Below are 22441 nucleotides of genomic sequence, written 5' to 3' on the forward strand. Positions count from 1 at the left end.
AGTCTGCCTACATGAACGCACTCCCGGTCGCGAGACTCCAGTTCGCGACGACGACTTCGTTCCACTTCCTGTTCGTGCTGCTCACGCTGGGGTTGGTCACGCTGGTGGCCGTGATGCAGACGCGCTGGACGCTCGGCGGCAAGCCCGAGCTCCTGCGGATGACGCGGTTCTGGGGCCGCCTGTACGTGATCAACTACGCGCTCGGCATCGTCACCGGCATCGTGATGGAGTTCCAGTTCGGGCTGACCTGGACCGGCCTGTCCGCCTTCGCCGGCGACGTCTTCGGCGCGCCGCTGGCCATCGAGACGCTGGTCGCGTTCTTCCTCGAGTCGACGTTCCTCGGCCTGTGGATCCTCGGCTTCGGGCGGATGAACAAGTGGCTGCACCTGACGCTGCTCTGGCTGGTCACGCTGACCGCGTACGCGTCGGCGCTGTTCATCATGCTGGCCAACTCGTTCCTGCAGAACCCGGTCGGCAGCCGCGTCGAGAACGGCACCCTGCGCCTCGACGACTTCGGCGCGCTGTTCGCCAACCCGGCGCTGGCCGCGTCCTTGCCGCACGTGCTCAGCGCCGCCCTGGTGACCGGCGGGTTCTTCGTCGTCGGCGTCAGCGCGTGGCACTTCCTCAAGCGCACCGGCGAGGTCGAGTTCTTCCGCCGCTCGATGCGGATCGGTGTCGTCGCGGCGCTCGTCGGCTCGATCTTCGTGGTCAACCAGGGCTTCGCGCAGTTCGGCGAACTGGCGAAGTACCAGCCGGACAAGCTCAAGGAAACCGGCGTCGGGCTGCCGCTGGGCCTGATGATCATGCTCGGGTTCGTCATGTTCCTGTGCGCGTTGCTGGGTGCGCTGCTGCTGATCCGGAACTGGCTCACCAAGGCGCGGTTCCTGCACTACCTGATGGTCGCGGCGATCCCGCTGCCGTTCCTCGCGGCGATCATGGGCTGGCTGGTGCGCGAGCTCGGCCGTCAGCCGTGGCTGGTCTGGGGGAAGCTGAAGACCGCCGACGCGATCGCGGACGTCCCGGCCGGCCAGATCCTGTTCTCCTTCATCGCTTTCACGCTGCTGTTCGCCGCGCTCGCGGTGGCCGACTGGGTGCTCATGGCGCGCGTCGCCAAGCGCGGCCCGGAGCCGGTCGAAGCGTCCGCCGAACTGCCCGTCCTGAGCGGAGTCTGACCGATGACGATCTTCTGGTGGTGCGTCCTGGGCCTGCTGACCTGCGGGTACTTCGCGCTCGCGGGGTACGACTACGGCGTCGGCATGCTGCTGCCCGCGTTCGAGGCCGACGAGCGGCGACGACGTCAGACGCTCGGCGCGCTGGGGCCGTTCTTCCTGGCGAACGAGGTGTGGCTGGTGGCGGCCGTCGGGCTGCTGTTCGGCGCGTTCCCGCACCTGGAGGGCAAGGTGTTCGCCGGGGCGTACGTCCTGGTCGTGACGCTGCTGCTCGGCCTCGTGACGTTCACGGCGTCGATGCAGCTGCGCAGCCGCCGCCCGGACGCGCGCCGCGGCGCCTGGACGGCGGGCATCGTCGGCGGCGCGCTGGTGACGGCGTTGTCGTGGGGCCTGTTCCTCGGCAACCTCGTCATCGGGCTGCCGCCGGTCGCCGACGTGCTCGCGCTCTTCAACCCGTATGCCGCGCTGTGGGGACTCGGGTTCGTCGCGTTGTTCTGCCTGCAGGGTGCGGCTTTCCTCGCGGTGCGCGCGCCGGCCGAGCTGACCGGCCGGGCGGTGCGCCTGGCCCGGGCGTTCACCGCGCCCGCGTTGGCTTTCCTGGTGGTCGCCGCGGGCTGGGGGTTCTTCGCCCTGCGCGGCGTCACGGCCTTCGGTGCCGGAGTCGCGGCGCTGGCCTTCCTGGCTTGGGGCGGCACGTGGCTGGGGCTCCGGACCGGCCGCCACCGGGTGGCGCTCGTCGGGTCGATGGTGCTTTCGGCGTGTCCGGCGCTGCTCGTCGGCCTCCTGCGGTTCCCCACCGTCGTGGTGACTCCGGCCGGCCCGCTCGACGTGACGGAGGCGGCGACGGCGCCGGAGACCTTCGCGGTGCTGGCCTGGTTCGCGCCCCCGGCCCTGGTGGTGCTGCTGGTCGTGCAGTGGCTGACCTGGCGGGCGCACCGCCGTCCCGTCGACCAGCGCTCGCTGCTGCACTTCTAGGAGGACACGTGCCCGCGCTGCCCGGACTCCGGCGGTACCTGGTCGTTTTGGGATTGCTCGCGGTGCTCACCGCGGCTTCGGTGCTCCTCCAGGCCGAGGGGCTCGCCACGCTGCTCACCGGTGGCGGGGTTTCACTGCTCCTGGTCGTGGCCATCGCCGCGCGGGTGCTGCTCACCTGGAGCCACGGCGTCCTCAGTGGACGGTTTGCGGCCTCGGTGCGGGATGCGCTGCGACTTCGCCTGCTCGGGTCCACTTCGGACCGTGCCGGGGTGGTCGCGACGCAGGTCACGCGCGGTGTCGACGCCACGGACAGCTACCTGACCGGCTACCTGCCGTCGCTGGTCGTGTCGGTGGTGGTGCCGGCTGCGGTGCTCGTGCGGCTGTTCGCGGCGGACTTGGCGTCCGCGCTCGTCGTGGTGCTCACGCTGCCGCTGATCCCGGTGTTCGCGATCCTGGTCGGGAAGCAGGCGAAGGCGGCGGTCCAGTGGGAGCTGCTGACGAAGCTGGGCGGGCACTTCCTCGACGTCGTCCGCGGCCTCGGGACGTTGAAGGTGTTCGGCCGGGCGGCGGCCCAGGCGGCGACGGTGCGTTCGATGGCCGCTGCCCACGCCGACGCGACGATGAAGACGCTGCGGGTGGCGTTCCTTTCGGCGCTGGTGCTGGAACTGGTGGCGACGCTTTCGGTCGCGCTGGTCGCGGTGCCGATCGGCTTCCGGTTGCTGTCGGGCGGGCTGGACGCGCGGACGGCGCTGCTGATCCTGCTGCTGACACCCGAGGCGTACCTGCCGCTGCGGGCGGCGGGCGCGAAGTTCCACGCGGCGGCGGAGGGACTGGCGGCGTTGCGGGAGGCCCTCTCCGTGCCGGTCGTTCGTTCGCGGCCGGCGGTTCTCACCCGGCGACGGGGTGCGCCTTCGGTGGTCTTCGAGCGGGTGTCGGTGGCTTACGACGGGATTCCGGCGTTGTCCGATGTGGACTTTTCGGTGCCGTCCGGCGCGCGGGTGGCGCTGATCGGGCCCAGCGGATCGGGGAAGAGCACGGTACTGGCGGTGCTGCTGGGGTTCGTGACGCCTTCGTCGGGGCGGGTGCTGGTGGACGGCGTGGACCTGCGCTCGCTGGCTTCGCCGGACTGGCTGGCCGAGGTGGCGTGGGTCCCGCAGCGGCCGACGTTGTTCCGGGGGTCACTGGCCTCGAACATCCGCCTCGGCCTTCCGGCGGCCGACGTTCGTTCGGCGGCCCGGGCGGCGGCACTCGATTCGGTGGCCGCGGGACTACCGGCGGGGTACGAGACGCCGGTGGGTGAGCTGGGCGAGGTGTTGTCGGCCGGGCAGCGGCAGCGGGTGGGGTTGGCGCGGGCGCTGGCGCGGACTTCGGCGGGGCTGGTGCTGCTGGACGAGCCGACGGCGCGGCTGGATTCCCGGACGGAGGAGGCGGTGCTGTCGGCCACCCGGCGGTTGCTGCCGGGACGGACGGCGGTGCTGGTGGCCCACCGCCCGGCGATGGTCTCGCTGGCCGACCGGGTGATCGAGCTCCGCGGCGGCCGGGTGCATACGGAGGTGGCAGCGTGATGTCAAGTTCGCCATCCACAGGGCGGCAGTTGTCCACAGATCGCCGAGCGGCCCTTGTTTCCGGGGTGGGGCCGGTAGGATGGAACCGGGGACGCCCCCCGGGACGGGTGGGGGCTGCTCTGGGGATTTGGGCCGTGTCCACAAAGGACCTCTTCCGCCTCCTCCGCGCCGCTCTCCTAGGAGCCGCGGCCGAACTCGCCGCCCTGGCTCTCATGGCCACCGCCGCCTGGTTGCTGCTCCGCGCCGCCGAACGACCGCCGCTCGCCGCGCTCACCCTCGCCATTGTTGCCGTCCGGACCCTCGCCCTGCTGCGCGGTGGTCTCCGGTACGCCGAACGGCTTGCCGGGCACGACGTCGTCCTCCGGTGGCTCGGCGAGCTGCGGACGCGCGTCTACCAGGCCCTCGTCCCCGGCACCCGGTACTCCGGCGGTGATCTCGTCACCCGGCTGGTGTCCGATGTGGACGCCCTGCAGGACGCCGTCCTGCGGTGGCTGCTGCCCGCGGGGGTGGCCGGGATCGTGGGCTCGTTCGCCGTCGTCGTGACGGCCACCGCGTCGGCGCCCGCCGCCGGGGTGCTCGGCGGCGGGCTGGTCGTGGCCGGGGTTCTTCTTCCGTGGCTCGTCGTCCGGCTCACCGCGGCCGCCGCGCGGGAAAGTGCCCCGAAGCGGGCCGAACTCGCCGAACGGGCCGTCGAGCTCGTCACCGGGCGGCGGGAACTCGTCGCCGCCGGGGCGCTCGACGAACACCAGCGTGCCGCCACCCGGGTCGTCGACGACATCACCGGGAACGAACGAGCGGCCGCCGGCAAGACCGCCCTGCTCACCGCCGCCGGGGTGCTCGTCCAGCTGGTCACCGCCGTCGCCGTCGGGGTGCTCTGCCACGCCTCCGTGCCGTGGACCGCCGCCCTGACCCTGGGCGCCGTGAGCGCCTTCGAGGTCGTGCTCCCGCTGATCGGGGCCGCGCGGCGGGTGCCCGAGATCCGGGCCGCCGCCTCCCGGGTGCGCGCCGTGCTGAGCGAACCGGCCGTCCCGGCCGGGACCCGCACCCCGCGGGAAGGCCATTTCCGGCTCGAGAAAGCCGGCGTCCGCCATCCGGGGCGGGCACCTGCCTTAAAGGACGTCGATCTCGACCTGCCGCCCGGCAAGCGCGTCGGGATCCTCGGCCCCAGCGGCGCCGGGAAGACCACCCTCCTCCGCCTCCTGCTCGGCAGCCAGGCCCCCACCGACGGCCGGGTGACCCTCGACGGCCACCCGCTCGGCGAGTACGCCGGCCTGCCGGCGCTCATCTCGGGCGCCGAGGCCGACGCCCACGTCTTCCACACGACCGTCCGCGAGAACCTCCTGCTCGCCAAGCCGGACGCGACCGACGAAGAACTCGCACACGCCTGCGAGACCGCCGGGTTCGACCTGGACCTCGACCGCGACACCGGCCCGGACGGCGACGCGCTGTCCGGCGGTCAGCGGCAGCGGCTGATCCTCGCCCGGGCCGTCCTGGCCGCGCCGGACGTGCTCGTGCTCGACGAACCCGTCGAAGGGCTCGACCCGGCGCACGGCGACGCCGTCCTGAACCGGGTCCTCGCGCAGGCGACCGGCAGCGTGGTCCTCGTCACCCACCGCCCCGAACACCTCGACGGCTTCGACGAGGTCGTCACCCTCGAGGACGGGCGAGCACTTCCCGCATCGGCGGCCGATCGGCGACGCGGACGTCCGTGACGTCCGGCAGCCACTCCTCGTCCACCTGCACGAACTGCGTGAACGGCGCGTCCGCGGCCGGGACACCGCAGCGGTCCAGTGCCGTGCCGAGGATCTGCCGGGACATCGCGCCCAGCTGGTGCAGCGAGCGGTTCCGGTGCTTGCGGACGCCCAGGTTGACCTGGGCCAGCCCGTCGAGGCCGTACCGCGCTTCGGCGTCGAGCAGCAGCCCGATCTCGACGCCGTAGCCCGCGGCGAACGGCACCGACTCGAGGAACTCGCGCGTGCCCGCGTACTCGCCGCCGAGAGGCTGGATCAGCCCGCCGAGCGCGGGACGCAGCGCCGAGAGCACCGGCCGCGCCAGCAGCTCGGTGACGCGCCCGCCGCCGGTGCTCTCCAGCCGCAGGGGGCGGCGGTAGAAGCCCTTGACCAGGTGGACGCCGCTCCCGGTGACCAGCGGACCGAGCAGCGACGGCACGAACGCCGGGTCCGGGTCGACCAGGTCGGAGTCGAGGAAGACGACGAAGTCGCCGCTGGTCGCGGCCAGCGACCGCCAGAGCACCTCACCCTTGCCGGGCACCGGCGGCAGGTCCGGGAGGACGTCCTCGCGCCGCACGACCCGCGCTCCCGCGGCCGCGGCGGTTTCGGCGGTCGCGTCCGTGGAACCCGAGTCCATGACGACCAGCTCGTCGACGACCGAGCCGACCAGCGGGCGGACCGAGGCCACGACGTCACCCACGGTCCGCTCTTCGTCCAGGGCCGGTAGCACGACCGAAACCGTCCGGTCACCCTTCGCGGCCAGGATGTCTTCGGGCGTCCAACCGGGCTCCTGCCACGTACGCCGCTCGAACCAACTCACGAGTAGCGATCGTGCCATGCTGGGGGCATCGCCACCGAGGAGGAGGATCACTTGATCGCGCTGCTTGTCCGGTTCGTGCTGGGCCCGCTCGTCCGGGCGGTGTACCGGCCCGAAGTGCACGGCGTGGAGAACGTGCCGCTCAGCGGCCCGGTGCTCCTGGCGGCCAACCACCGCGCCGCCCTCGACACCGGCGTGATCACCTTCGCGACCCCGCGGCAGGTCAAGTTCCTCGGCAAGGCCGAGTACTTCGCCGGCAAGGGCCTCAAGGGCAAGGCGCTGGCCGCGTTCCTCGGCGGCCTCGGGTACGTCCCGGTCGAGCGCGGCAACGCCCAGGCCGGGCTCGCCGCCCTGGAGGCGGCCCGCAAGGTGCTCGACGCGGGCGGCGTCTTCGCGATCTACCCCGAGGGCACCCGCTCCCTGGACGGCCGCCTGCACCGCGGCCACACCGGCGTCGCGGCGCTGGCCCTGGCGACCGGCGCGAAGGTGGTGCCGGTCGCGTTGACCGGCACCGAGAACCTCCAGCCCAAGGGCGCCCGCATCCCGCGCCTGGCGAAGATCGCCATCACGTTCGGCAAGCCACTGGACTTTTCACGCTACGAAGGCCAGGACTACGCGCCGGCGATCCGCCGGTCGGTCACCGACGAGGTGATGTACGCGATCCTGGACATCTCGGGCCAGGAGTACGTCGACACCTACCACAAGCGGCCGAGCGAAGGCGCGGCCTGAAGTCAGCCGAGCACCTTCACGACGACCTGCTCGTGGTCGACCGTGTAGGCCAGGTACTCGAACTTGATCCCGGCCTGCTCGACGTACTCCAGCCACGCCCGGTGCTCGTGCTCCTGCCAGCCGGAGTAGTTGAAGTACTCGTCGAACACCACGATCGACCCCGGCCGCAGGCGGGGGCCGACGAGTTCGAGGACGGTCTTCGTCGAGGAATACAGGTCGCAGTCCACGTGCAGCAGGTCCACCGGCCCGGGGTGCTCCTCGAGGAAGCCGGGGAGGACGTCGTCGAACCAGCCGACGACCAGTTCGGCGCCCGGCACGTCGGGCAGGCTGTCCATGTCGAACGTCCCGGCGGGGTAACCCGAGCGCCAGGTCTCCGGCAGTCCCTCGAAGGAGTCGAAGCCGTACACCGACTCGCCGCCGCGGGCGTTGGCGATGATCTTGAGCGTGGTCCCCGAGTACACGCCGAACTCGAGCGCCAGGCCGCCGGCGGGGGCGAGCGACAGGCCGTGTTCCAGCGTGCTGTGCGGCGAGGGGAACGGACGGGCGGCCTTCATGTGGTCCCGGACGAACGCGGCACTGCGGGACGCGGCTTCGGCCTCCCCCGCGAACTCCAGGTCCCGGCGGACGCGGTGCTCGACGTGGCTGATGTGCTCGATCACCCGCTCGACCACCCGCTCGGTCTGGACGCCGGCTTCCGCGGGCACCTGCCGCCGCAGCTCGGCGACCTCCCGGCTCAGGTCGTCCAGCTTGGCGGACTGCTCCGCGAAGTGCCGGCCGACCGCTTCTTCGACCGCCCGCGCGACCTTGTCGCGCAGGGAACGCCGAAGCCGGTCGGCCCGCAGGCTCCGGCGGATGAGGTCGCGCATGGCAATGTCCTTCCGATTCACGTCCAGGCCGCGGCCTGCGCTCACACCCTCATCGAGGAGGGCAGCAGGGTCCGCATGATCCGGCGGCAGGGCTCTTCGACGAACCGGTACACCAGGTGGGCACTCAGCACCGCCAGCCCGATCGCCACGAGCACGGTAAGCCGGTACGGCCAGCTCTGCCAGCCGGAGAGCTCGTCGGGGATGACGAACTTCGTCGAAATCACCTTGCGCGCCAGGTCGAGGAACAACCAGTGCACCATATACAGGGCGAAGGAGATCTTCCCGCCCCACACCAGCACCCGGCTGGCCAGCACCTTCGTCGCCGGGTCGCGGCGGCTCACCGCCAGCGAGCCGATCAGCAGCAGGAACAGCGGCACCACGACCACGGTCTCGGTCGAACCCCACATGAGGTGGCCGTTGATCCGCCAGTCCTGGTCGAAGCGGAACCGCGGCGCCGGGTCCCACCGCTGCACGGCGTAGACGACCACGACGATCGCCACCAGGATCGCGGACGGCTTCAGGAACCACGGCAGCTTCACGGTCGCGCCGTGCCGCATCACCAGCAGGGCGACCACCGCGCCCGCGAAGAACTCGGTGAGCACCCGCAACGGGACGATCCCCGCGACGATCGTGTCGCCGTTCCACAGCAGGTCGCTGCCGTCCTGGAAGCCCATGCCGATCACCACCATCGGCATCACGAGGATCCCCGCGGTCACCAGCAGCGCGCGGCTGCTGACGTGGACGAGCATCCGGGCCAGCACCACCACGAGCACGGTGAAGGCCAGGTAGGCCAGCCATTCGGCGCTCAGCGACCAGTCGACCGGGTTCCAGTCGTGGTGCGCGGTGCTCCAGGCGTGCACCAGGAAGACGTGCGAGAGGAAGCGGGACGGGTCGAGCGCCGCCTGCAGCCGCCCGTCGTTGTTCGCCTCCAGCGAGAAGGCGTGGTAGGCCCCCCACACGAGCAGCATGAAGAACAGCACCGGCCAGATCCGGGACAGCCGCAGCCAGAGGAACCCGGCCATCTTCTTCGGTCCCCAGCCCTCGGCCATCCGGTCGAGGTGGGTGAAGGTCAGGATGAACCCGCTGAGCACGAAGAACAGGTCCACCCCGAGGTAACCCACGTTGAACAGCGGGACCAGCGGGTACAGGAAGCCGAACGACTTCAGCAGTTCCGGCCGGAAGTGGAAGGCGAGCACCCACAGCGCGGCCACCGCGCGGATGCCGGTGAGCTGGCCGATGTGCGCACCCGGCTTGGCGGACTTGGCCGGTTTCGCCTCGGTCTTCGGCGTGGCGGCCCCGTCGGCGGCGACGGCCACCGCCGGCGCCCCGGCCGGGGGCGCCGTCAGCACACGGCCGTTCTCTGCGTCCATCGTCGGGCTTCCTCCGCGTTCCGGTGTTCGAGCTGGGCCGGGTCAGTGCCGGCTGACCACGGAGAAAACCACACGTCCCGGCGCGCTCATCGACAGGGTCCGTGCTTGCAGCGGCCGCCCGGCCAGCGCGACCGACGGTTCCTGCGGCGCGGCGACCATCAGCGGCGCGTCACTGTGCGTCCAGGGCAGCCGGAACGCCTCGCCGTCGAGGCTGGCGTGCAGCTCGTCCGGCTTGAAGAGGAATCCCCAGACGCGCTCGGCCAGCGACTGCTCCGGGTACACCCGGGCGACGACCACGCCGTCGGCGGCGGCAGGCACCGGGACGGACTGCCCGGCGGCCACCTGCGTGCTGGACAGTTCCCGCTCGGCACCGCACCGGTTCGGGCCGCGCTCGAGCAGCTGCCAGTGGTCCGTGGAGTCGACCAGGCTGTACCGGCAGGTCTCGGCGAGCTCCGTGCGGGGCGGGTCCCAGAGCGCGAACCGGCCGTCGAGCGTCGTCCGGGTGTTCTCGCGGATGATGAACCGGGGCGCCTCGGCGTCGTCGGCGATCCAGGACTCGTTCATCTTGTCGAGCAGCTCGGTGTACGCGCCGTAGTTGAGCAGAGTCGGCGGGATGGCCGCGTTCAGGCCGTAGGTCCATTCGATGGCCTGGTCGAACGGTTCGGAGCGGACCGACTGCGTGCCGATCCGGGTCAGGAACCGCTGCGGGATGTCGGTGCGCTTGCGCAGCTCCGCCCGCGCTTCCTCCTGGACGGCGTCCCGGTGGGAGCCGGAGACGACGACGGTGGCGCCGTCGGCGAAGGTGTGCAGGGAGCGCGCCGGGTCGATCACCCACAGGCCGCCGCCGAAGCTGGCCGCCTGGGCCAGCAGCGAGATGCCCGCGACCACGGCCAGCACCGCGCTGCGCCGCAGCACGGCGACCAGGACGGCGAGCGCGAACAGCACGGCGAAGTACTGCGCGGAGTGCGAGTCGTGCCGCACGAACCCCTGCTTGAACAGCAGCCAGGTGCCGGCCAGCAGGCCCAGCCACAGCGGCCAGCGCGGGCCGTCCATCTTGATCCGGGCCAGTGCGACGGCCAGCACAATCGTCACCGCGGCGGCGACCAGGTACTCCCACGCCGCGTTCGTCGGTTCCAGGCCCATCGACTGCGCGTGCCCGCTGCCGACCGAGAGCGCGCGGACGACGTACTGCACCACCTGCGTCGGCGGCTGCCCCGCGACGATCCAGAGCAGGACCAGGCCGACCAGGCCGGAGACCGCGAACTCGGCGAACTCCCGCAGCCGCCTGCCGGGCCGGACGAGCACCGCGCCCAGCACGATGGGGCCGCACATCAGCCCGACCGAGAACTTCGTCAGCAGCATGGCGGCCACCAGCAGGCCCATGACCACCGGGAACGAGCGTTCCGCCCACTTCGGCAGCAGGCCGAGGGCGTGGCAGACGGCCAGCACCACGACGAAGCCGGGCGTGGCGGTGATGACGCTGGTCAGCGGCACGATGCTGAAGCTCACCGCGATCGCCACGCAGGCCGCCCACGCCCACCCGGTGCCGATCCGGCCGCGGAACGCCTGGAAGCAGGCGGCGATGCAGCCGGTGGTGAACACGAACCAGAAGAGGAAGCCGACGAGCACCTCGGCCCGGACGGTGGTCGACGGGATCGCCAGGAAGTACAGCGGCCCGTAGGTCGTCGCGATCCGGTCGCCGAAGCTCAGGCCGAAGTGCCGGGCCATCGCGATCAGCAGCCCGTAGTCGTAGTCGCCCTTGGGTTCGATGGGCGAGAACGCCGGCACCTGCCAGGTGAGGATGGTGAGCAGGCCGCTGAGCAGGAGCGTCGCCCGGGAGGGGGCCTCGGCCACGAGCCGCCAGGCGCGGAACCGGTCACCGAGCCGGCGCGACTCGGTGGGGCCGGCCGGTTCGGCACCGGCCGGCTCGCCGTCCTGGCCGGTCACCGGCGTCGGGTCCTTGACCAGGTCTTTCATCGGGGTTCTCCTGAACGACGGCACGACTCGCGGCACGGCCGCGGTGGCGGATCGGAGCGGGTGTCAGAGCACCGAGCGCGGGAACTTCGGCTTCGGGTCGAACTTCACCCCGCGCGCCAGGGCCTTCACGATGCGCAGCCGCAGGGACCGGGAAACGTGCCCCTGCGCCATGCCCCGGAGCACGCGCATGGCGAACCCGAGGGCGGCGAACGGGCTTTCGTGGTGCAGCCGGTACGAGAGCTCGTTGCGGGCGCCGTACTCGTACTTCCACACGTTCTGGTGGTTGATCATGCCGAAGTTGACGCCCCGGTTCTCCGGGAGGTCGTGCACGACGACGCTGGTCAGCACCTGGAGCCCGGGCGCGGCCTGGGCCACGCGAAGGGTGTACTCCATGTCGTCGAACCAGATGAAGTAGTCGGTCAGCGGCAGCCCGAAGCGGGTCAGCGTCCAGCGCGGGATCAGCACGGACACGAACGAGCAGTGGTTGACGAGCACCGCCTGCTGGCCGAGGGAGATCAGCCGCCCCCAGTCCCAGGTCGTGCCGGGGTTGTTCATCTCGCAGATGCCGCCGTCGGTCCACTTCACCAGCGAGCAGGCGAAGGGCATCTGGTGGCCGAGGGTCTGTTCGGCCTTGTCGAGGCCGTTGACCATCTCCTCGAGCGCGTCCGGCTGCGCGTAGCAGTCGTCGTCCATGATCCAGAGGAAGTCGGCACCCAGCTCGTAGCCCTTGGCCATGCCCGCCGAGAAGCCGCCGGCACCGCCGGTGTTCTCGGACAGGCGCAGCACGGTGACCCGGGGGTCGGTCTGGTACGACGCGAGCACTTCTTCGGTGCCGTCGGTGGACGCGTTGTCGACGACCACGACCCACTCGGGGGCCAGGCTCTGGGCCAGGATGTGGTCGAGCACCTTGCGGAGCTTGTCCTTGCGGTTGTAGGTGACGACGACCGCGGCGACCTTGTTCACTGCTTCCACCCTTGGTACAGCTCCTTGGCCCAGGCGCTGGCCTTGGGCAGTTTGGCGAAGGCTTCGTTCTTGGCGGCCTGCTCCTCGAACCAGCGCTTGCGCTGGTCCGGCGAAGACATCATGGTCCGGATCTTCTCGGCCGCCTGCCGCACGAAAGCGTACGGGTGCCGCGGGCACAGCAGTCCTTCGGGGACCACCGAGGCCTGCGAGCCCACGTCGGACGAGACCACCGGGACGCCGGCGGCGGTCGCCTCGAAGGTCGTCAGGGTCAGGCCCTCGTTCTCCGAGGTGACGACCAGGACGTCGGACTCGGCCAGGGTCTCCTTGACCGGGTGGTCCGCCGCGCGGACCTCGAGCACGCCGGTCAGGCCCAGCCGGCCGCGCAGGGCGTGCACCTCGTCCGCGAGCGGGCCGTCGCCCTGGATGATGAACCGCACCGGGACCGGCGACGACTTCTTGAGCTCGGCGGCGAGCTTCAGGAACACGTGCGGCCGCTTCTGCTGGTGGAAGCGCCCGATGAAGGTCACCGTGAACGGCGTGGACTTCGCCTCGGCGGCGGCGGTGTCCGGGGTGATCCCGGCGGTGGTGGCGTTCGCGAGGGTGGCGAGGACGACCTTGTCCGCCGGGATGCTCTGCCGGTGGACGAGGTAGTCGCGCAGCTGCGGGGAGATCACGTGGTGCTGGTCGATCATCGCCGACACCTGGACGGCGTGGTCGACGAAACCGCCGGTCCGCCACTCCAGGACGTGCTGCGAGTCGACGACCGGGACGTCCGGCCAGACCGACTTCACCCAGGACAGCCGGTCGTAGAGCCAGGTGTTGTGGTGCACGTGGATGCCGCGGATGTCGAAGGCGGAGAACAGCCCGTTGAACAACGCGGAATCGGTGCCGAGCTTGATCGGGTGGGTGATCGGGATGAACACCGTGTCGTCGAACTCGGGACGGGTGATCCACGGGTGGGCCGAGTCGCGGTCGGTGACGACGATCGGGACGAACCCGGCTTCCTTGGCCAGCTGGATGCAGTCCAGCGCCCAGCGCTCCGCGCCGCCGAGCTCGAGCCAGTGCAGGCCGAACAGGATGGCGGGCCGGGCGGTGGTGGCCGCGCGGTGGTAGTTCGTGTTGCCGGCGACCGGCAGCCGCCGCGGCAGCTGCGTGGACCGCATGCGCCGCTCGACGACGTCGGTCCGCAGCTGGCGCAGGTGGTCGTACTGGAACGGGACCCGCGACCGGACCAGCTTCTTGGCCTTGCCGATCGGGCCGTTGAGCTGCTGGTAGCCGTTCTGCACGATCGGCTTGCCGCCGACGTCGATGACCAGGTCGACGAACCCGCCCGGGGCCGACGCCCCGGGTTCGGGAGCGACCAGGCTGCGCACGACCACCGAACCGACCGACTCGCGGTCCTGGGTCCAGCCGATGTGCAGGCAGCGCTCGTCGGTCAGCGACGGGTAGCCGTGGTGCAGCGCCCGGACGACGGTCAGGCGCAGGGTCGCGCCGCGCCGCACCAGGGAGTGGTAGTTGGCCGCGCCGATGACCAGCCGGCGCTCGCGCTCGTCGAGGGCACCGTCCCCGACGAGACCGACGCCACGGTCGTCGACAACTTCGAACGTCTCAGCCAGCAAATCGGTACTCACGCCCGCCCCATCAGTCTGTTTCCCTTTCGGAAAGCTCTGACCAACCATGAAACATTGCTGCTCCACGAAGCTGGTCGAAATCGGTTCCCCGGCTTCGGGCAAGCGCCGAACTGACCCCCGACGACGCTACGCAGAACCACACTATAGGGGTCAAAAGTCACCCATCTGCACGCGGGTTCCCGTTGCACAGGGTGACAAGAGGATTCGGCTCACCAAACCACGAGGGATGCTACCCGAATGGCCTCGCGGCCCGTTTCCGGGCGCGGGAGCACGCCCTCGCCGGGGTCCCGACCTGGGCGTCCGCAGCCGTGACCGGCCTGCTCGCGGGGCGGGGCGCCGGGGCCGGACCCACCGGCGGCCGGCTCGCCGCGGCCCCCGGCCCGGCCGGAGTCGCGGAAACTTTGTTGCCACCGGACAACTCACGCGGATTTGCCGTGCACGAATTGCACAACAGCGTTACTGAAACACGGCGGCAACCTCGCCGAATCATCGACGGCGGTCCCCCGGGCCGGAACCGCCGTTCCGGCCCCGGTCCGTGACCCCGGCCACGGCGGTCAGATCCCCGGCGCTTCCTTCGCCCACTTCGGCGGCGCGGGCGGCTCGTACGTCTCGAACCGGTCGAGCAGCGCGGCCGGGTCGGCGTCGGTGAGCAGGAGCTGCCGGTAGCCGTCCTTGAGGAAGCCCTCGGTGACCATGTGGTCGGCGAAGGTCATCAGGGGCGCGTAGTACCCGTCGACGTCGACCAGGCCGATCGGCTTGCCGTGCAGGCCGAGCTGGGCCCAGGTCCAGACCTCGAACAGCTCTTCGAGGGTGCCCGCGCCGCCCGGCAGCGCGACGAAGCCGTCGGACAGGGCCGCCATCTTGGCCTTGCGCTCGTGCATGTCCGCGACGACGTGCAGCTCGGTCAGCCCGGCGTGCGCGATCTCGACGCTGGAGAGCGCCTCCGGGATCACGCCGATCACCTCGCCGCCCGCCGCCAGCGCGGCGTCGGCGACCACGCCCATCGTGCCCACGCTCGCCCCGCCGTAGACCAGGCCGATGCCGCGCTGGGCCAGCAGCTTCCCGAGCGCCGCCGCCTGCTCCGCGTACCGGGGCGAAAACCCCATCGACGAGCCGCAGAACACACAGATCCGGCGCATCAGTGGGTGTCCTCCCACGCCTTGTAGGACTCCTGGACCACGCGGACGGCGTCGTCGATGTCGTCGGTGAGGTGCAGCAGGTCCAGGTCACCCGGACTGATCTTGCCCTCGGCCATCACCGAGTTCTTGATCCAGTCGTAGAGGCCGCCCCAGTAGTCGCTGCCGAACAGCACCACCGGGAACTTCGTGACCTTCTTCGTCTGCACCAGGGTCAGCGCCTCGAACAGCTCGTCGAGCGTGCCGAAGCCGCCGGGCAGGCAGATGAAGGCCTGCGAATACTTGATGAACATCGTCTTGCGGGCGAAGAAGTAGCGGAAGTTGACGCCGAGGTCGACCCACGGGTTCAGGCCCTGCTCGAACGGCAGCTCGATGCCGAGGCCGACGGAGAAGCCGCCGGCCTCGGCCGCGCCGCGGTTGACCGCCTCCATCGCGCCGGGCCCGCCGCCGGTCATCACCGCGAAACCGGCGTTGGCCAGCGCTCCGCCGATCTTGCGGCCGAGCTCGTACTCCGGGTTGTCGCGCTTGGTGCGGGCCGAGCCGAACACGGTGACCGCGCGCGGGACCTCGGCGAGCGCGCCGAAGCCCTCGACGAACTCGGCCTGGATCCGCAGCACCCGCCACGGGTCGGTGTGCACCCAGTCGCTCGGGCCGCGCGAGTCCAGGAGCCGCTGGTCGGTGGTGCTGCCCTGCTCGCGGCGGTCGCGGCGCAGCACGACCGGGCCCTTGTGCCGCTCCACCGGGCGTTCGGGGTACTGGCCGTCCGGCCATTCAGACTGTTCACTCACTACGCCATGCTACGGCCTCGCCGCCAGCGAGAATGCGAGGAGCGCGGTGGAGGTGAAGTCGATGGCGGGCTCGTTGCTGGGCCATGAACTCAAGTCGTCGGCGTAGCGGCTTCCTTGCCCGTCGAAGGATTCATACGGACGAGTGCACTCCTCGGCTCCGGCCGGGAACGGCAGATCGGCGAAGTTGTCCGCGCCGTTGGGGCCGTTCACGACCGCGCCATAAAGCACTTTCGAAGGTCCGGCGAGGTTCGCGGCCTGGTGGTGCGGGCACTGCGGGAACGTCGTGCCGACACCCACCACGAGCGAGACGCCCCAGGCGTTGGCACCGAGGGTGAAGTTCCGTTGCTGCACGCCGAAGGCGGCGTACCGCGGGTCACCGGTGACGCGCTGGTAGAGCCGGGCGGTCGCGGCGAAGCCGAAGCTCTTGCTGGCGGCGTCGAAGCCGGTGACGTCGACGGCGGTCCGGAATGGACTCGCCTTCGCCGCGGCGACGCCGGAGTCCAGCTGGCGGCGCAGGTCGGCGGCGAGGTCGCGGACGCCGAGCGCCGCGCCCGGGACGCCGGCGCGGAGCAGGCCGGCCAGGTCGGCGTGGGCGAGCGCGCTGGTGTCGTAGAGGTTCAGCGTGCTCGTGTCGCCGCTGTCGATGTAGGCCTTCGCCCACTTGGCCGCGTCGCGGGCCCAGCCGTCGGCGCGGGGGTCGTGGAGGGCCCGCGCGGCCAAGGCGAGCTGGGTCGCGCCCAGCTCCAGGTCGTCCTCCCACGAGGATTCCGGGTAGTAGGCGTGCGGGAAGGCGGTGACGAGCTCGCCGACGCCGGTCGTCTTGGCCTGCGCGAAGACGGCCGCGGCCTCGGCCAGGTAGTGGCGGGCGAGACGCGGGTCGCGGTGGGCGTGCACCTGCGCGCCCAGCGCGAAGGCCGCGGCGACGCGGCCGGCCAGGTTCGGTGACAGCGGCGCGCCCGGCGGGGCCGCGGGGAACACCGGGCGGTACTTGACGAAGTAGGCGGGATCGCCCGGCTTGACGTCTAGCGCGTCGTCGTCCTGCGGGTTGCGCCAGACGTCGTGGTCGCCGAGGAAGCCGAACTCCTCGCTGCCCGTGCCGATGCCGACCTGGGCGTAGAGCGTCCCGGTCCGGCCGTTCCACACCTTGTCGAGCCAGTCGAGGCCGAAGCGGACTTCCTTCGCCAGCACCGGATCGGGGTCCTCGCGCAGCACGAAACCGAGCTCGGCGAGCGAATACGCGGTGTTGGACGTGAACTTGACGAAGTCGCCGGCGTCGACCCAGCCGCCTTCGACGTCGACCGGACCGCCCTGCGGCTTCAGGGGTTCGACGATCTCGTCGCCGCCTTCGCCCTCGAACTTCGGCTCCTCGTACACAGTCGCGGTCCGGTCGGCCAGGTGTGACGGCTTGCGGCCGAGCCGGCCGGGGACGACGTCGTGGCCGTCGCGCTGGGCCTGGAAGAACTCGGTGGTGGCGCGCACGAGCGGGCGGAACAGGCGGCGCGCGGTGTCGATCCGGAAGGGCGGCGACGTCGCGCCCGCCGCCTTGACCCGGTAGACCCCCGGCCTGTCCACAGCGGACAGATCGAGGTCGAACACCGCCGGGTAGCGCGCGTTCCAGGCGCCGAGGCTCGCGCCGGTGCGGCCTTCGCGGACGGTGCGGCCGCGTTCGTCGACGACGGCGAACTTCCCCGCCGCGCCGCCGAGGAGGTACGCGTGCTTCGCCTCGCCCAGCGCGTAGCCGACTTGGTCGACCCGCACCTCCGCCGGGGCGGTCGCGGCCTCGGCCGGGGCGGCGGCGAGGGGCACGGCGAGCGCGGCCGCCGTCGCGAGGGGAAGCAGGCGCATGATCGGGCTCCACTTTGTTAGGAAAGTTTCCTATTTATCGGAGAACGCTATCCCGGGCGGCCGGGGGCGTCAATATGTCCGTTTCCGCGGCGGCCGCGCCGATGACCTACCGTGGGGAGATGACCAGCGCCCCCGCCGAACCGCTCGGAGCGCGGATCCGGCGGCTGCGCACCGGCCGCGGCTGGACCCAGCGCGAGCTGGCCGAGCCGGGCTACGACCGGGGCTTCCTGGCGAAGGTCGAGACCGGCAGCCGCCCGCCGTCCGAGGAGATGCTGGCCTACTTGGCCGGACGGCTCGGGCTGACCGTCGACGAGCTGCGGTTCGGCCGCCCGCCCGGCGTCGCCGAGGAGCTGCGCGCGGCGCTGGACGAGGGCTACCGCGACCTGGAGCAGGGCCGGATCGCGGCCGCGGAGGAGCGGTTCGCCGCCGTGGGCAAGCAGGCCGCGGGCTACCACCTCGACGACGTCGAGTGCTACGCGCGGTTCTGCCAGGCCGAGGTGAAGTGGCAGCTCTTCGACGTCTCAGGGGCGCAGCAGGCGCTGGAGCACGCGGACGAGCTGGCCGGCGCGGCACCGCCGTGGCTGCGGGCGATGATCGTGCACCGGTGGGCGGGCTGCCGGTTCCAGAGCGGCGACCCCGGCCCGGCGATCGCGCGGGTCGAGGCCGAGCTGGCCGCCCGGCCGTCGGACCCGGACGCCGAGTTGTGCCTGCTCACGGCGTTGATCCACCCGCTGATGGAGATGGGCGGCCTGCACCGGGCCCGCCGCGCGGCCGAGGACGGGCGGCGGCTGGCGCGGGCGGCGACCCGGCCGGACTTCGTCGCGCGGTTCCACCGGCAGGCGTCGCAGGTGTGGCAGGCGACCGGCCGCGCGGACCGGGCGGACGAGGACCTGACCGAAGCGTGCCGGCTGTTCGCGTCGGTGGGGTTCGACCGCGACGCGGCCCGCTGCCGCTGGGCCCGCGGCTACCTGCTGCGTCACCTGGGCCGCCTCGGCGAAGCCCGCGCGGAACTGACGGCGGCCCGCGACCAGCTGGCGGCGATCGGCGCGGACGAGGGCGTCGCCGGGGCGACGCTCGAGCTGGCCGAGGTCCGCCTCCGGCAGGGCGCGCCCTCGGAAGCGGCGGCGCTCGTCTCGTCGGTGTGGCCGTTGCTGGCCCGCGATGTGGAGGCCCTCGGCGAAGCGACGGGCCTGCGCGGCCAGATCGCGGGGGCACAGGGAGACGTCGAGACGGCCACCCGCCTGCTGCGCGAGGCCTTCGAGATCCAGACGGCGGCCTCCCTGCACGGCGCGGCGGTTTCGACGGCCCTGCGGCTCGGCGACACGCTCCGACAACGTGGTCATCTCGACGAGGCCATCGAGGCCTACCGCCGCGGCCTCGACTCGGCGGCCGGGGCCGAGTAGCGGACCAGCGGGCTCGGTGGTCCGAACCAAAGCAACTTTCCTACGAAAGTCTGTGAATTGGTTCAGACCAGTCCGTTACCCGGCTCCGACCTGCCGATTCTCCTGAACGCCGCCGACCACGAACCTGCCGCGCTGCTCCGTTCGGCCCATTGACCCGCCAGCGGGCGGAACCTTTACTCGGACGCGTCCGGCGCAATAACAGCAGTTATTGACCCGGGCACACTCCTCCCCGGTCCCCGGAAAGGTTCCCCATGAGATCCCCACGTGGGCTGGCGGCGATCGCCGGCCTGGCCCTCACCTTCGCGGTGCCGGCGATCCCGGCCGCCGCCGCTTCCGCACCTCCCGCCGCCACCCCGCCCGAGGCGCTCGCCGCCCGCGCCGCCGACCAGGCCGTCCTCAGCGGCGTCGATCGGCTCGCGAAGGGTGCGAGGGAGGCCTTCGTCCGCACCGGAGTCACCCCGGGTGGCGGCGGGCTCTACTACGCCTCCTACCAGCGCACCTACCAGGGCCTGCCGGTCATCGGCGGCGACGCGGTGGTCGTCGCCGACGGCGCCGGGCACGTCCGCGGCACCGAAGCCGCGCCCACCGCGCCGATCACCGTCGGCACGCAGGCCGCCCTGAAGGCCGACCAGGCCACGAAGATCGCCAGGACCGAAGTCTCCACAGTGGACAGCACCGGGACACCGAAGCTGGTCGTGCTGGCCGGGGACGCCCCGAAGCTCGCCTACGAGGTCGTCGTCAGCGGCCGCGCGGACGGCAAGCCCACCCGCCTGCACGTCTTCGTCGACAGCACGACCGGGAAAGTCCTCGACAAGCGGGACGACGTCCGCGAGGCCGGCACCGGCAACTCCTACTACGCCGGCACCGTCTCGATCGACACCTCCGGATCCGGCAGCTCCTACTCGATGACCGACCCTGGCCGCCGCGGCATCGCCTGCGGCCGCGAAGGCGGCTCGATCTTCACGAAGAGCAGCAACACCTGGGGCAACGGCTCGGGCACCGACCTCGAGACCGGCTGCGTCGACGTCCTCTACAGCGTCCAGACCGAGTGGAAGATGCTCAACGACTGGCTCGGCCGCAACGGCATCGACGGGGCAGGCGGCGGGTTCCGCGCGAGTGTCGGCCTCAACGACGTCAACGCCTATTGGGACGGCTCCTCGACGCACTTCGGGCACTCTCAGGACAACCGCCGCCAGGCGACGCCGATGGACGTCGTGGGCCACGAGTTCGGCCACGCGATCTTCCAGACCACGCCGGGCGGCGCGGGGTCGGGCAACGAGAACGGCGGGCTCAACGAGTCCACCGGCGACATCTTCGGCGCGCTGACCGAGTTCTACGCCAACAACCCGAAGGACACCCCGGACTTCAGCGTCGGCGAAGGCGTCAACCTCGTCGGCAACGGCCCGATCCGGTACATGGACAACCCGTCGAAGGTCGGCGACCCGAACTGCTACTCGAGTTCGATCCCGAGCACCGAGGTGCACGCCGCCGCGGGTCCGCAGAACCACTGGTTCTACCTGCTGTCCCAAGGCAGCGCGGGCAGCCCGACGTGCAACAACTCGAGCGTCACCGGCGTCGGCATCCAGAAGGCCGGCAAGATCTTCTACAACGGCCTGCTGAAGAAGACGTCGTCGTGGAACCACCGCGCGGCCCGCAAGGCCACGCTGGAAGCCGCGGTCGCGCTGTTCCCCGGCAGCTGCACCGAGTTCGCCGCCACCAAAGCCGCGTGGGACGCGGTGAGCGTGCCCGCGGTCAGCGGTGAGCCGACGTGCACCGGCCAGCCGCCCGCCGGGAACGACTACTCGCTGACGCTGTCGCCGACATCGGCGTCCGTCCAGCCCGGACAGACGGCGACCACCACGGTGACCACCCGGATCACCTCCGGCAACGCCCAGACCGTCCAGCTGCTGGCCACCGGCCTGCCGGAAGGCGCGAAGGCGACCTTCAGCCCGGCGAGCATCTCCTCCGGCGGCACCGCGACGCTGACCATCACCACTTCGGCAACCACGCCGGAGGGCACCAGCCAGGTGACGGTCACCGGCGACGGCACCGACGCCGACCACACCGCGCAGTTCTCGCTCACCGTCGGCACCGGCACCCCGCCGACCGGCTGCGACGGGCTCGCCGAGTGGGACTCCGCCAAGGCGTACGTGCCCAACGACGTCGTCGGCCACAACGGTCACAAGTGGACCTCGCTGTGGTACTCCACCGGCGCTGAGCCCGGCGCCCCCGGCTCCTGGGCCGTCTGGAGTGACGGCGGCGCCTGCTGAAACCCGTGCCGCGCGGTGGCGGACCCCGCCACCGCGCGGCTTACCCTGAACCGGAGGAAAGGCGGCCCGTGTGAGCGAGAGCGTCGGCGAACGCCTGCGTGAGCTGCGCATCGAACGCGGGCTCACGCAGCGCGAACTCGCCGGACCGCAGTACTCCGCGGCGTACGTGTCGTCGGTCGAGACCGGCGCGCGGACGCCGTCGGGGGACGCGCTGCGGTTCTTCGCCCAGCAGCTGGGCATCGACCCCGACGAACTGCTCGGCGGCCGGTCCCCGCGGGAGCTGATCGAGCTCGACCTCGAGCTCATCGAAACGGCGGAGCGGTTCCTCGCCGGCGACGCCCGCCGCGCGACTCCGCGGATGCAGCGGATCCGGCGGCGCGCCGAGCGCCTCGACCGGCCGCGGCAGGCCGGGATCGCGCTGCTGTGGCTGGCCGGGTACTCGACCGGCGACATCCGCACGAAGTACGTCGCGGACGCCGAAACGGCCCTCTCGAGCGAGCCGCCGCCGGTGCGGGCGATGGTCGTGCCGCTGCGCGCGGCCGTGCTGACCGGCTGGGGTGAGGTGCAGTACTCGATACACCTGCTGGAAACCTGCCACGCCGAGCTGCTGCGCGACGGCTACCCGCAGCCGTCGATGCTGCTGACGCTGCGGGCCTGCCTGGCCGAGCGGCACCTGCGCCAGGGCGACCTGGAGCGGGCGGCCGAGTACGCGGACTCGGCGCTGCGGCTCACCCGGGGCGGCCCCGCGGTGCTCGCCGAGCTGACCCGCAGCCACGTCGAGGTCTGCCGCAGCCACCTGGCCGCGGACCGGTTCGCCGACGCGGCCGCGTCGGTCGCCGCGGCCTACGACCTGATGCAGGAACGGGCGCTGCACCCGGCGATGGCGTACTGCCTGCTGGCCAGGGCGCGGGTCCGCGGCCGGTCGGGTGACGCCGAGGGAGCGCTGGCCGACCTCGCCGCCGCGCGGGAGACGGCGTGGCCGGACGACGTCCCGGCGATCACCGTCGAGCTCGCCGCGGAGTACCTCGCGGCGGGCCGGCTCGAGACGGCGGCGGCACTGCTCGACCAAATCCGCCCGGCTGTCGTGGCGGGCACGCCGCTGGCCGCGGAATTGCGGCTGCAGCTGGGCTCGCTGGCCCGGGCCCGCGGCGACGCCCGGCGCGCGGCCGAAGACCTGCGGGCCGCCGTCGAGCTCGCCACCGGCCTC

17 protein-coding genes are annotated in these 22441 nt (G+C 71.8%); 8 read left to right on the forward strand and 9 right to left on the reverse strand.

What is annotated here, in order from left to right:
* Nucleotides 1-11 precede the first annotated feature (11 nt).
* From IE317_RS26985 to cydC, 4 genes are all read left to right on the forward strand, one after another.
* Nucleotides 12-1172 (forward strand): cytochrome ubiquinol oxidase subunit I, encoded by a 1161-nt coding sequence (locus IE317_RS26985; RefSeq protein WP_191314142.1) that lies wholly within the window; start codon nt 12-14, stop codon nt 1170-1172.
* 3 nt (nt 1173-1175) lie between these two features.
* The gene (locus IE317_RS26990) at nt 1176-2144 is read left to right on the forward strand and encodes a cytochrome d ubiquinol oxidase subunit II (protein ID WP_191314143.1); all 969 of its coding nucleotides are present in this window, start codon (nt 1176-1178) and stop codon (nt 2142-2144) included.
* An 8-nt stretch (nt 2145-2152) separates the two neighbouring features.
* Entirely contained in the window at nt 2153-3709 is a 1557-nt protein-coding gene (gene cydD, locus IE317_RS26995; protein ID WP_191314144.1) for a thiol reductant ABC exporter subunit CydD, read from the forward strand.
* A 119-nt stretch (nt 3710-3828) separates the two neighbouring features.
* Nucleotides 3829-5421: a thiol reductant ABC exporter subunit CydC gene (cydC, locus tag IE317_RS27000; RefSeq protein WP_191314164.1), complete on the forward strand. Its 1593-nt coding sequence runs from the start codon at nt 3829-3831 to the stop codon at nt 5419-5421.
* Here the strand turns inward: cydC and IE317_RS27005 are convergent.
* A complete protein-coding gene (locus tag IE317_RS27005) occupies nt 5357-6259 on the reverse strand; it encodes a glucosyl-3-phosphoglycerate synthase (RefSeq protein ID WP_191314145.1) in 903 nt (300 codons plus the stop codon). The two genes, cydC and IE317_RS27005, sit on opposite strands and share 65 nt — an antisense overlap.
* Nucleotides 6260-6310: 51 nt before the next feature.
* Between IE317_RS27005 and IE317_RS27010 the strand changes: the two genes are divergently transcribed.
* A complete protein-coding gene (locus tag IE317_RS27010; protein WP_191314146.1) occupies nt 6311-6985 on the forward strand; it encodes a lysophospholipid acyltransferase family protein in 675 nt (224 codons plus the stop codon).
* Nucleotides 6986-6987: 2 nt separating this feature from the next.
* Here the strand turns inward: IE317_RS27010 and IE317_RS27015 are convergent, their stop codons facing one another.
* The 8 genes from IE317_RS27015 to IE317_RS27050 all read right to left on the reverse strand — a co-directional run bounded on the left by IE317_RS27015 (nt 6988) and on the right by IE317_RS27050 (nt 17561).
* Nucleotides 6988-7851, reverse strand: a complete 864-nt coding sequence (locus IE317_RS27015) for a class I SAM-dependent methyltransferase (protein WP_191314147.1) — start codon at nt 7849-7851, stop codon at nt 6988-6990.
* Between the two features lie 41 nt (nt 7852-7892).
* Nucleotides 7893-9221, reverse strand: a complete 1329-nt coding sequence (locus tag IE317_RS27020; protein ID WP_191314148.1) for an acyltransferase family protein — start codon at nt 9219-9221, stop codon at nt 7893-7895.
* 42 nt (nt 9222-9263) lie between these two features.
* Complete coding sequence (locus IE317_RS27025) at nt 9264-11198, reverse strand: hypothetical protein (RefSeq protein ID WP_191314149.1); 1935 nt, start codon at nt 11196-11198, stop codon at nt 9264-9266.
* A 63-nt stretch (nt 11199-11261) separates the two neighbouring features.
* Complete coding sequence (locus tag IE317_RS27030; RefSeq protein ID WP_229902932.1) at nt 11262-12170, reverse strand: glycosyltransferase family 2 protein; 909 nt, start codon at nt 12168-12170, stop codon at nt 11262-11264.
* Complete coding sequence (locus tag IE317_RS27035; RefSeq protein ID WP_229902933.1) at nt 12158-13792, reverse strand: glycosyltransferase family 4 protein; 1635 nt, start codon at nt 13790-13792, stop codon at nt 12158-12160. The genes IE317_RS27030 and IE317_RS27035 overlap by 13 nt, the downstream gene beginning before the upstream one ends.
* Nucleotides 13793-14346: 554 nt before the next feature.
* Nucleotides 14347-14931: an LOG family protein gene (locus IE317_RS27040; protein ID WP_191314150.1), complete on the reverse strand. Its 585-nt coding sequence runs from the start codon at nt 14929-14931 to the stop codon at nt 14347-14349.
* Entirely contained in the window at nt 14931-15716 is a 786-nt protein-coding gene (locus IE317_RS27045; protein WP_191314151.1) for an LOG family protein, read from the reverse strand. Before IE317_RS27045 ends, IE317_RS27040 begins: the two co-directional genes overlap by 1 nt.
* A 9-nt stretch (nt 15717-15725) precedes the next feature.
* Complete coding sequence (locus IE317_RS27050) at nt 15726-17561, reverse strand: glycoside hydrolase family 9 protein (RefSeq protein ID WP_191314152.1); 1836 nt, start codon at nt 17559-17561, stop codon at nt 15726-15728.
* A gap of 119 nt (nt 17562-17680) precedes the next feature.
* Here IE317_RS27050 and IE317_RS27055 point away from each other — a divergent pair, with 119 nt between their 5' ends.
* The 3 genes from IE317_RS27055 to IE317_RS27065 form a co-directional block, all read left to right on the forward strand.
* Nucleotides 17681-18964: a helix-turn-helix domain-containing protein gene (locus tag IE317_RS27055; protein WP_229902934.1), complete on the forward strand. Its 1284-nt coding sequence runs from the start codon at nt 17681-17683 to the stop codon at nt 18962-18964.
* Between the two features lie 251 nt (nt 18965-19215).
* The gene (locus IE317_RS27060; protein ID WP_191314153.1) at nt 19216-21234 is read left to right on the forward strand and encodes a M4 family metallopeptidase; all 2019 of its coding nucleotides are present in this window, start codon (nt 19216-19218) and stop codon (nt 21232-21234) included.
* Between the two features lie 70 nt (nt 21235-21304).
* A partial coding sequence (locus IE317_RS27065; protein WP_191314154.1) for a helix-turn-helix domain-containing protein occupies nt 21305-22441 on the forward strand: 1137 nt, incomplete at its 3' end.

Source organism: Amycolatopsis bullii (assembly GCF_014654205.1).
GTDB classification, from domain to species: domain Bacteria; phylum Actinomycetota; class Actinomycetes; order Mycobacteriales; family Pseudonocardiaceae; genus Amycolatopsis; species Amycolatopsis plumensis.

What these genes read in the sequence shown, in the direction of transcription:
- IE317_RS27025 (WP_191314149.1), bottom strand. Translation starts at nt 11,198, where the DNA reads ATGAAAGACCTGGTCAAGGACCCGACGCCGGTGACCGGCCAGGACGGC.
- IE317_RS26990 (WP_191314143.1), top strand. Translation starts at nt 1,176, where the DNA reads ATGACGATCTTCTGGTGGTGCGTCCTGGGCCTGCTGACCTGCGGGTAC.
- IE317_RS27050 (WP_191314152.1), bottom strand. Translation starts at nt 17,561, where the DNA reads ATGCGCCTGCTTCCCCTCGCGACGGCGGCCGCGCTCGCCGTGCCCCTC.
- IE317_RS27060 (WP_191314153.1), top strand. Translation starts at nt 19,216, where the DNA reads ATGAGATCCCCACGTGGGCTGGCGGCGATCGCCGGCCTGGCCCTCACC.
- IE317_RS27015 (WP_191314147.1), bottom strand. Translation starts at nt 7,851, where the DNA reads ATGCGCGACCTCATCCGCCGGAGCCTGCGGGCCGACCGGCTTCGGCGT.
- IE317_RS26985 (WP_191314142.1), top strand. Translation starts at nt 12, where the DNA reads ATGAACGCACTCCCGGTCGCGAGACTCCAGTTCGCGACGACGACTTCG.
- IE317_RS27020 (WP_191314148.1), bottom strand. Translation starts at nt 9,221, where the DNA reads ATGGACGCAGAGAACGGCCGTGTGCTGACGGCGCCCCCGGCCGGGGCG.
- IE317_RS27040 (WP_191314150.1), bottom strand. Translation starts at nt 14,931, where the DNA reads ATGCGCCGGATCTGTGTGTTCTGCGGCTCGTCGATGGGGTTTTCGCCC.
- IE317_RS27055 (WP_229902934.1), top strand. Translation starts at nt 17,681, where the DNA reads ATGACCAGCGCCCCCGCCGAACCGCTCGGAGCGCGGATCCGGCGGCTG.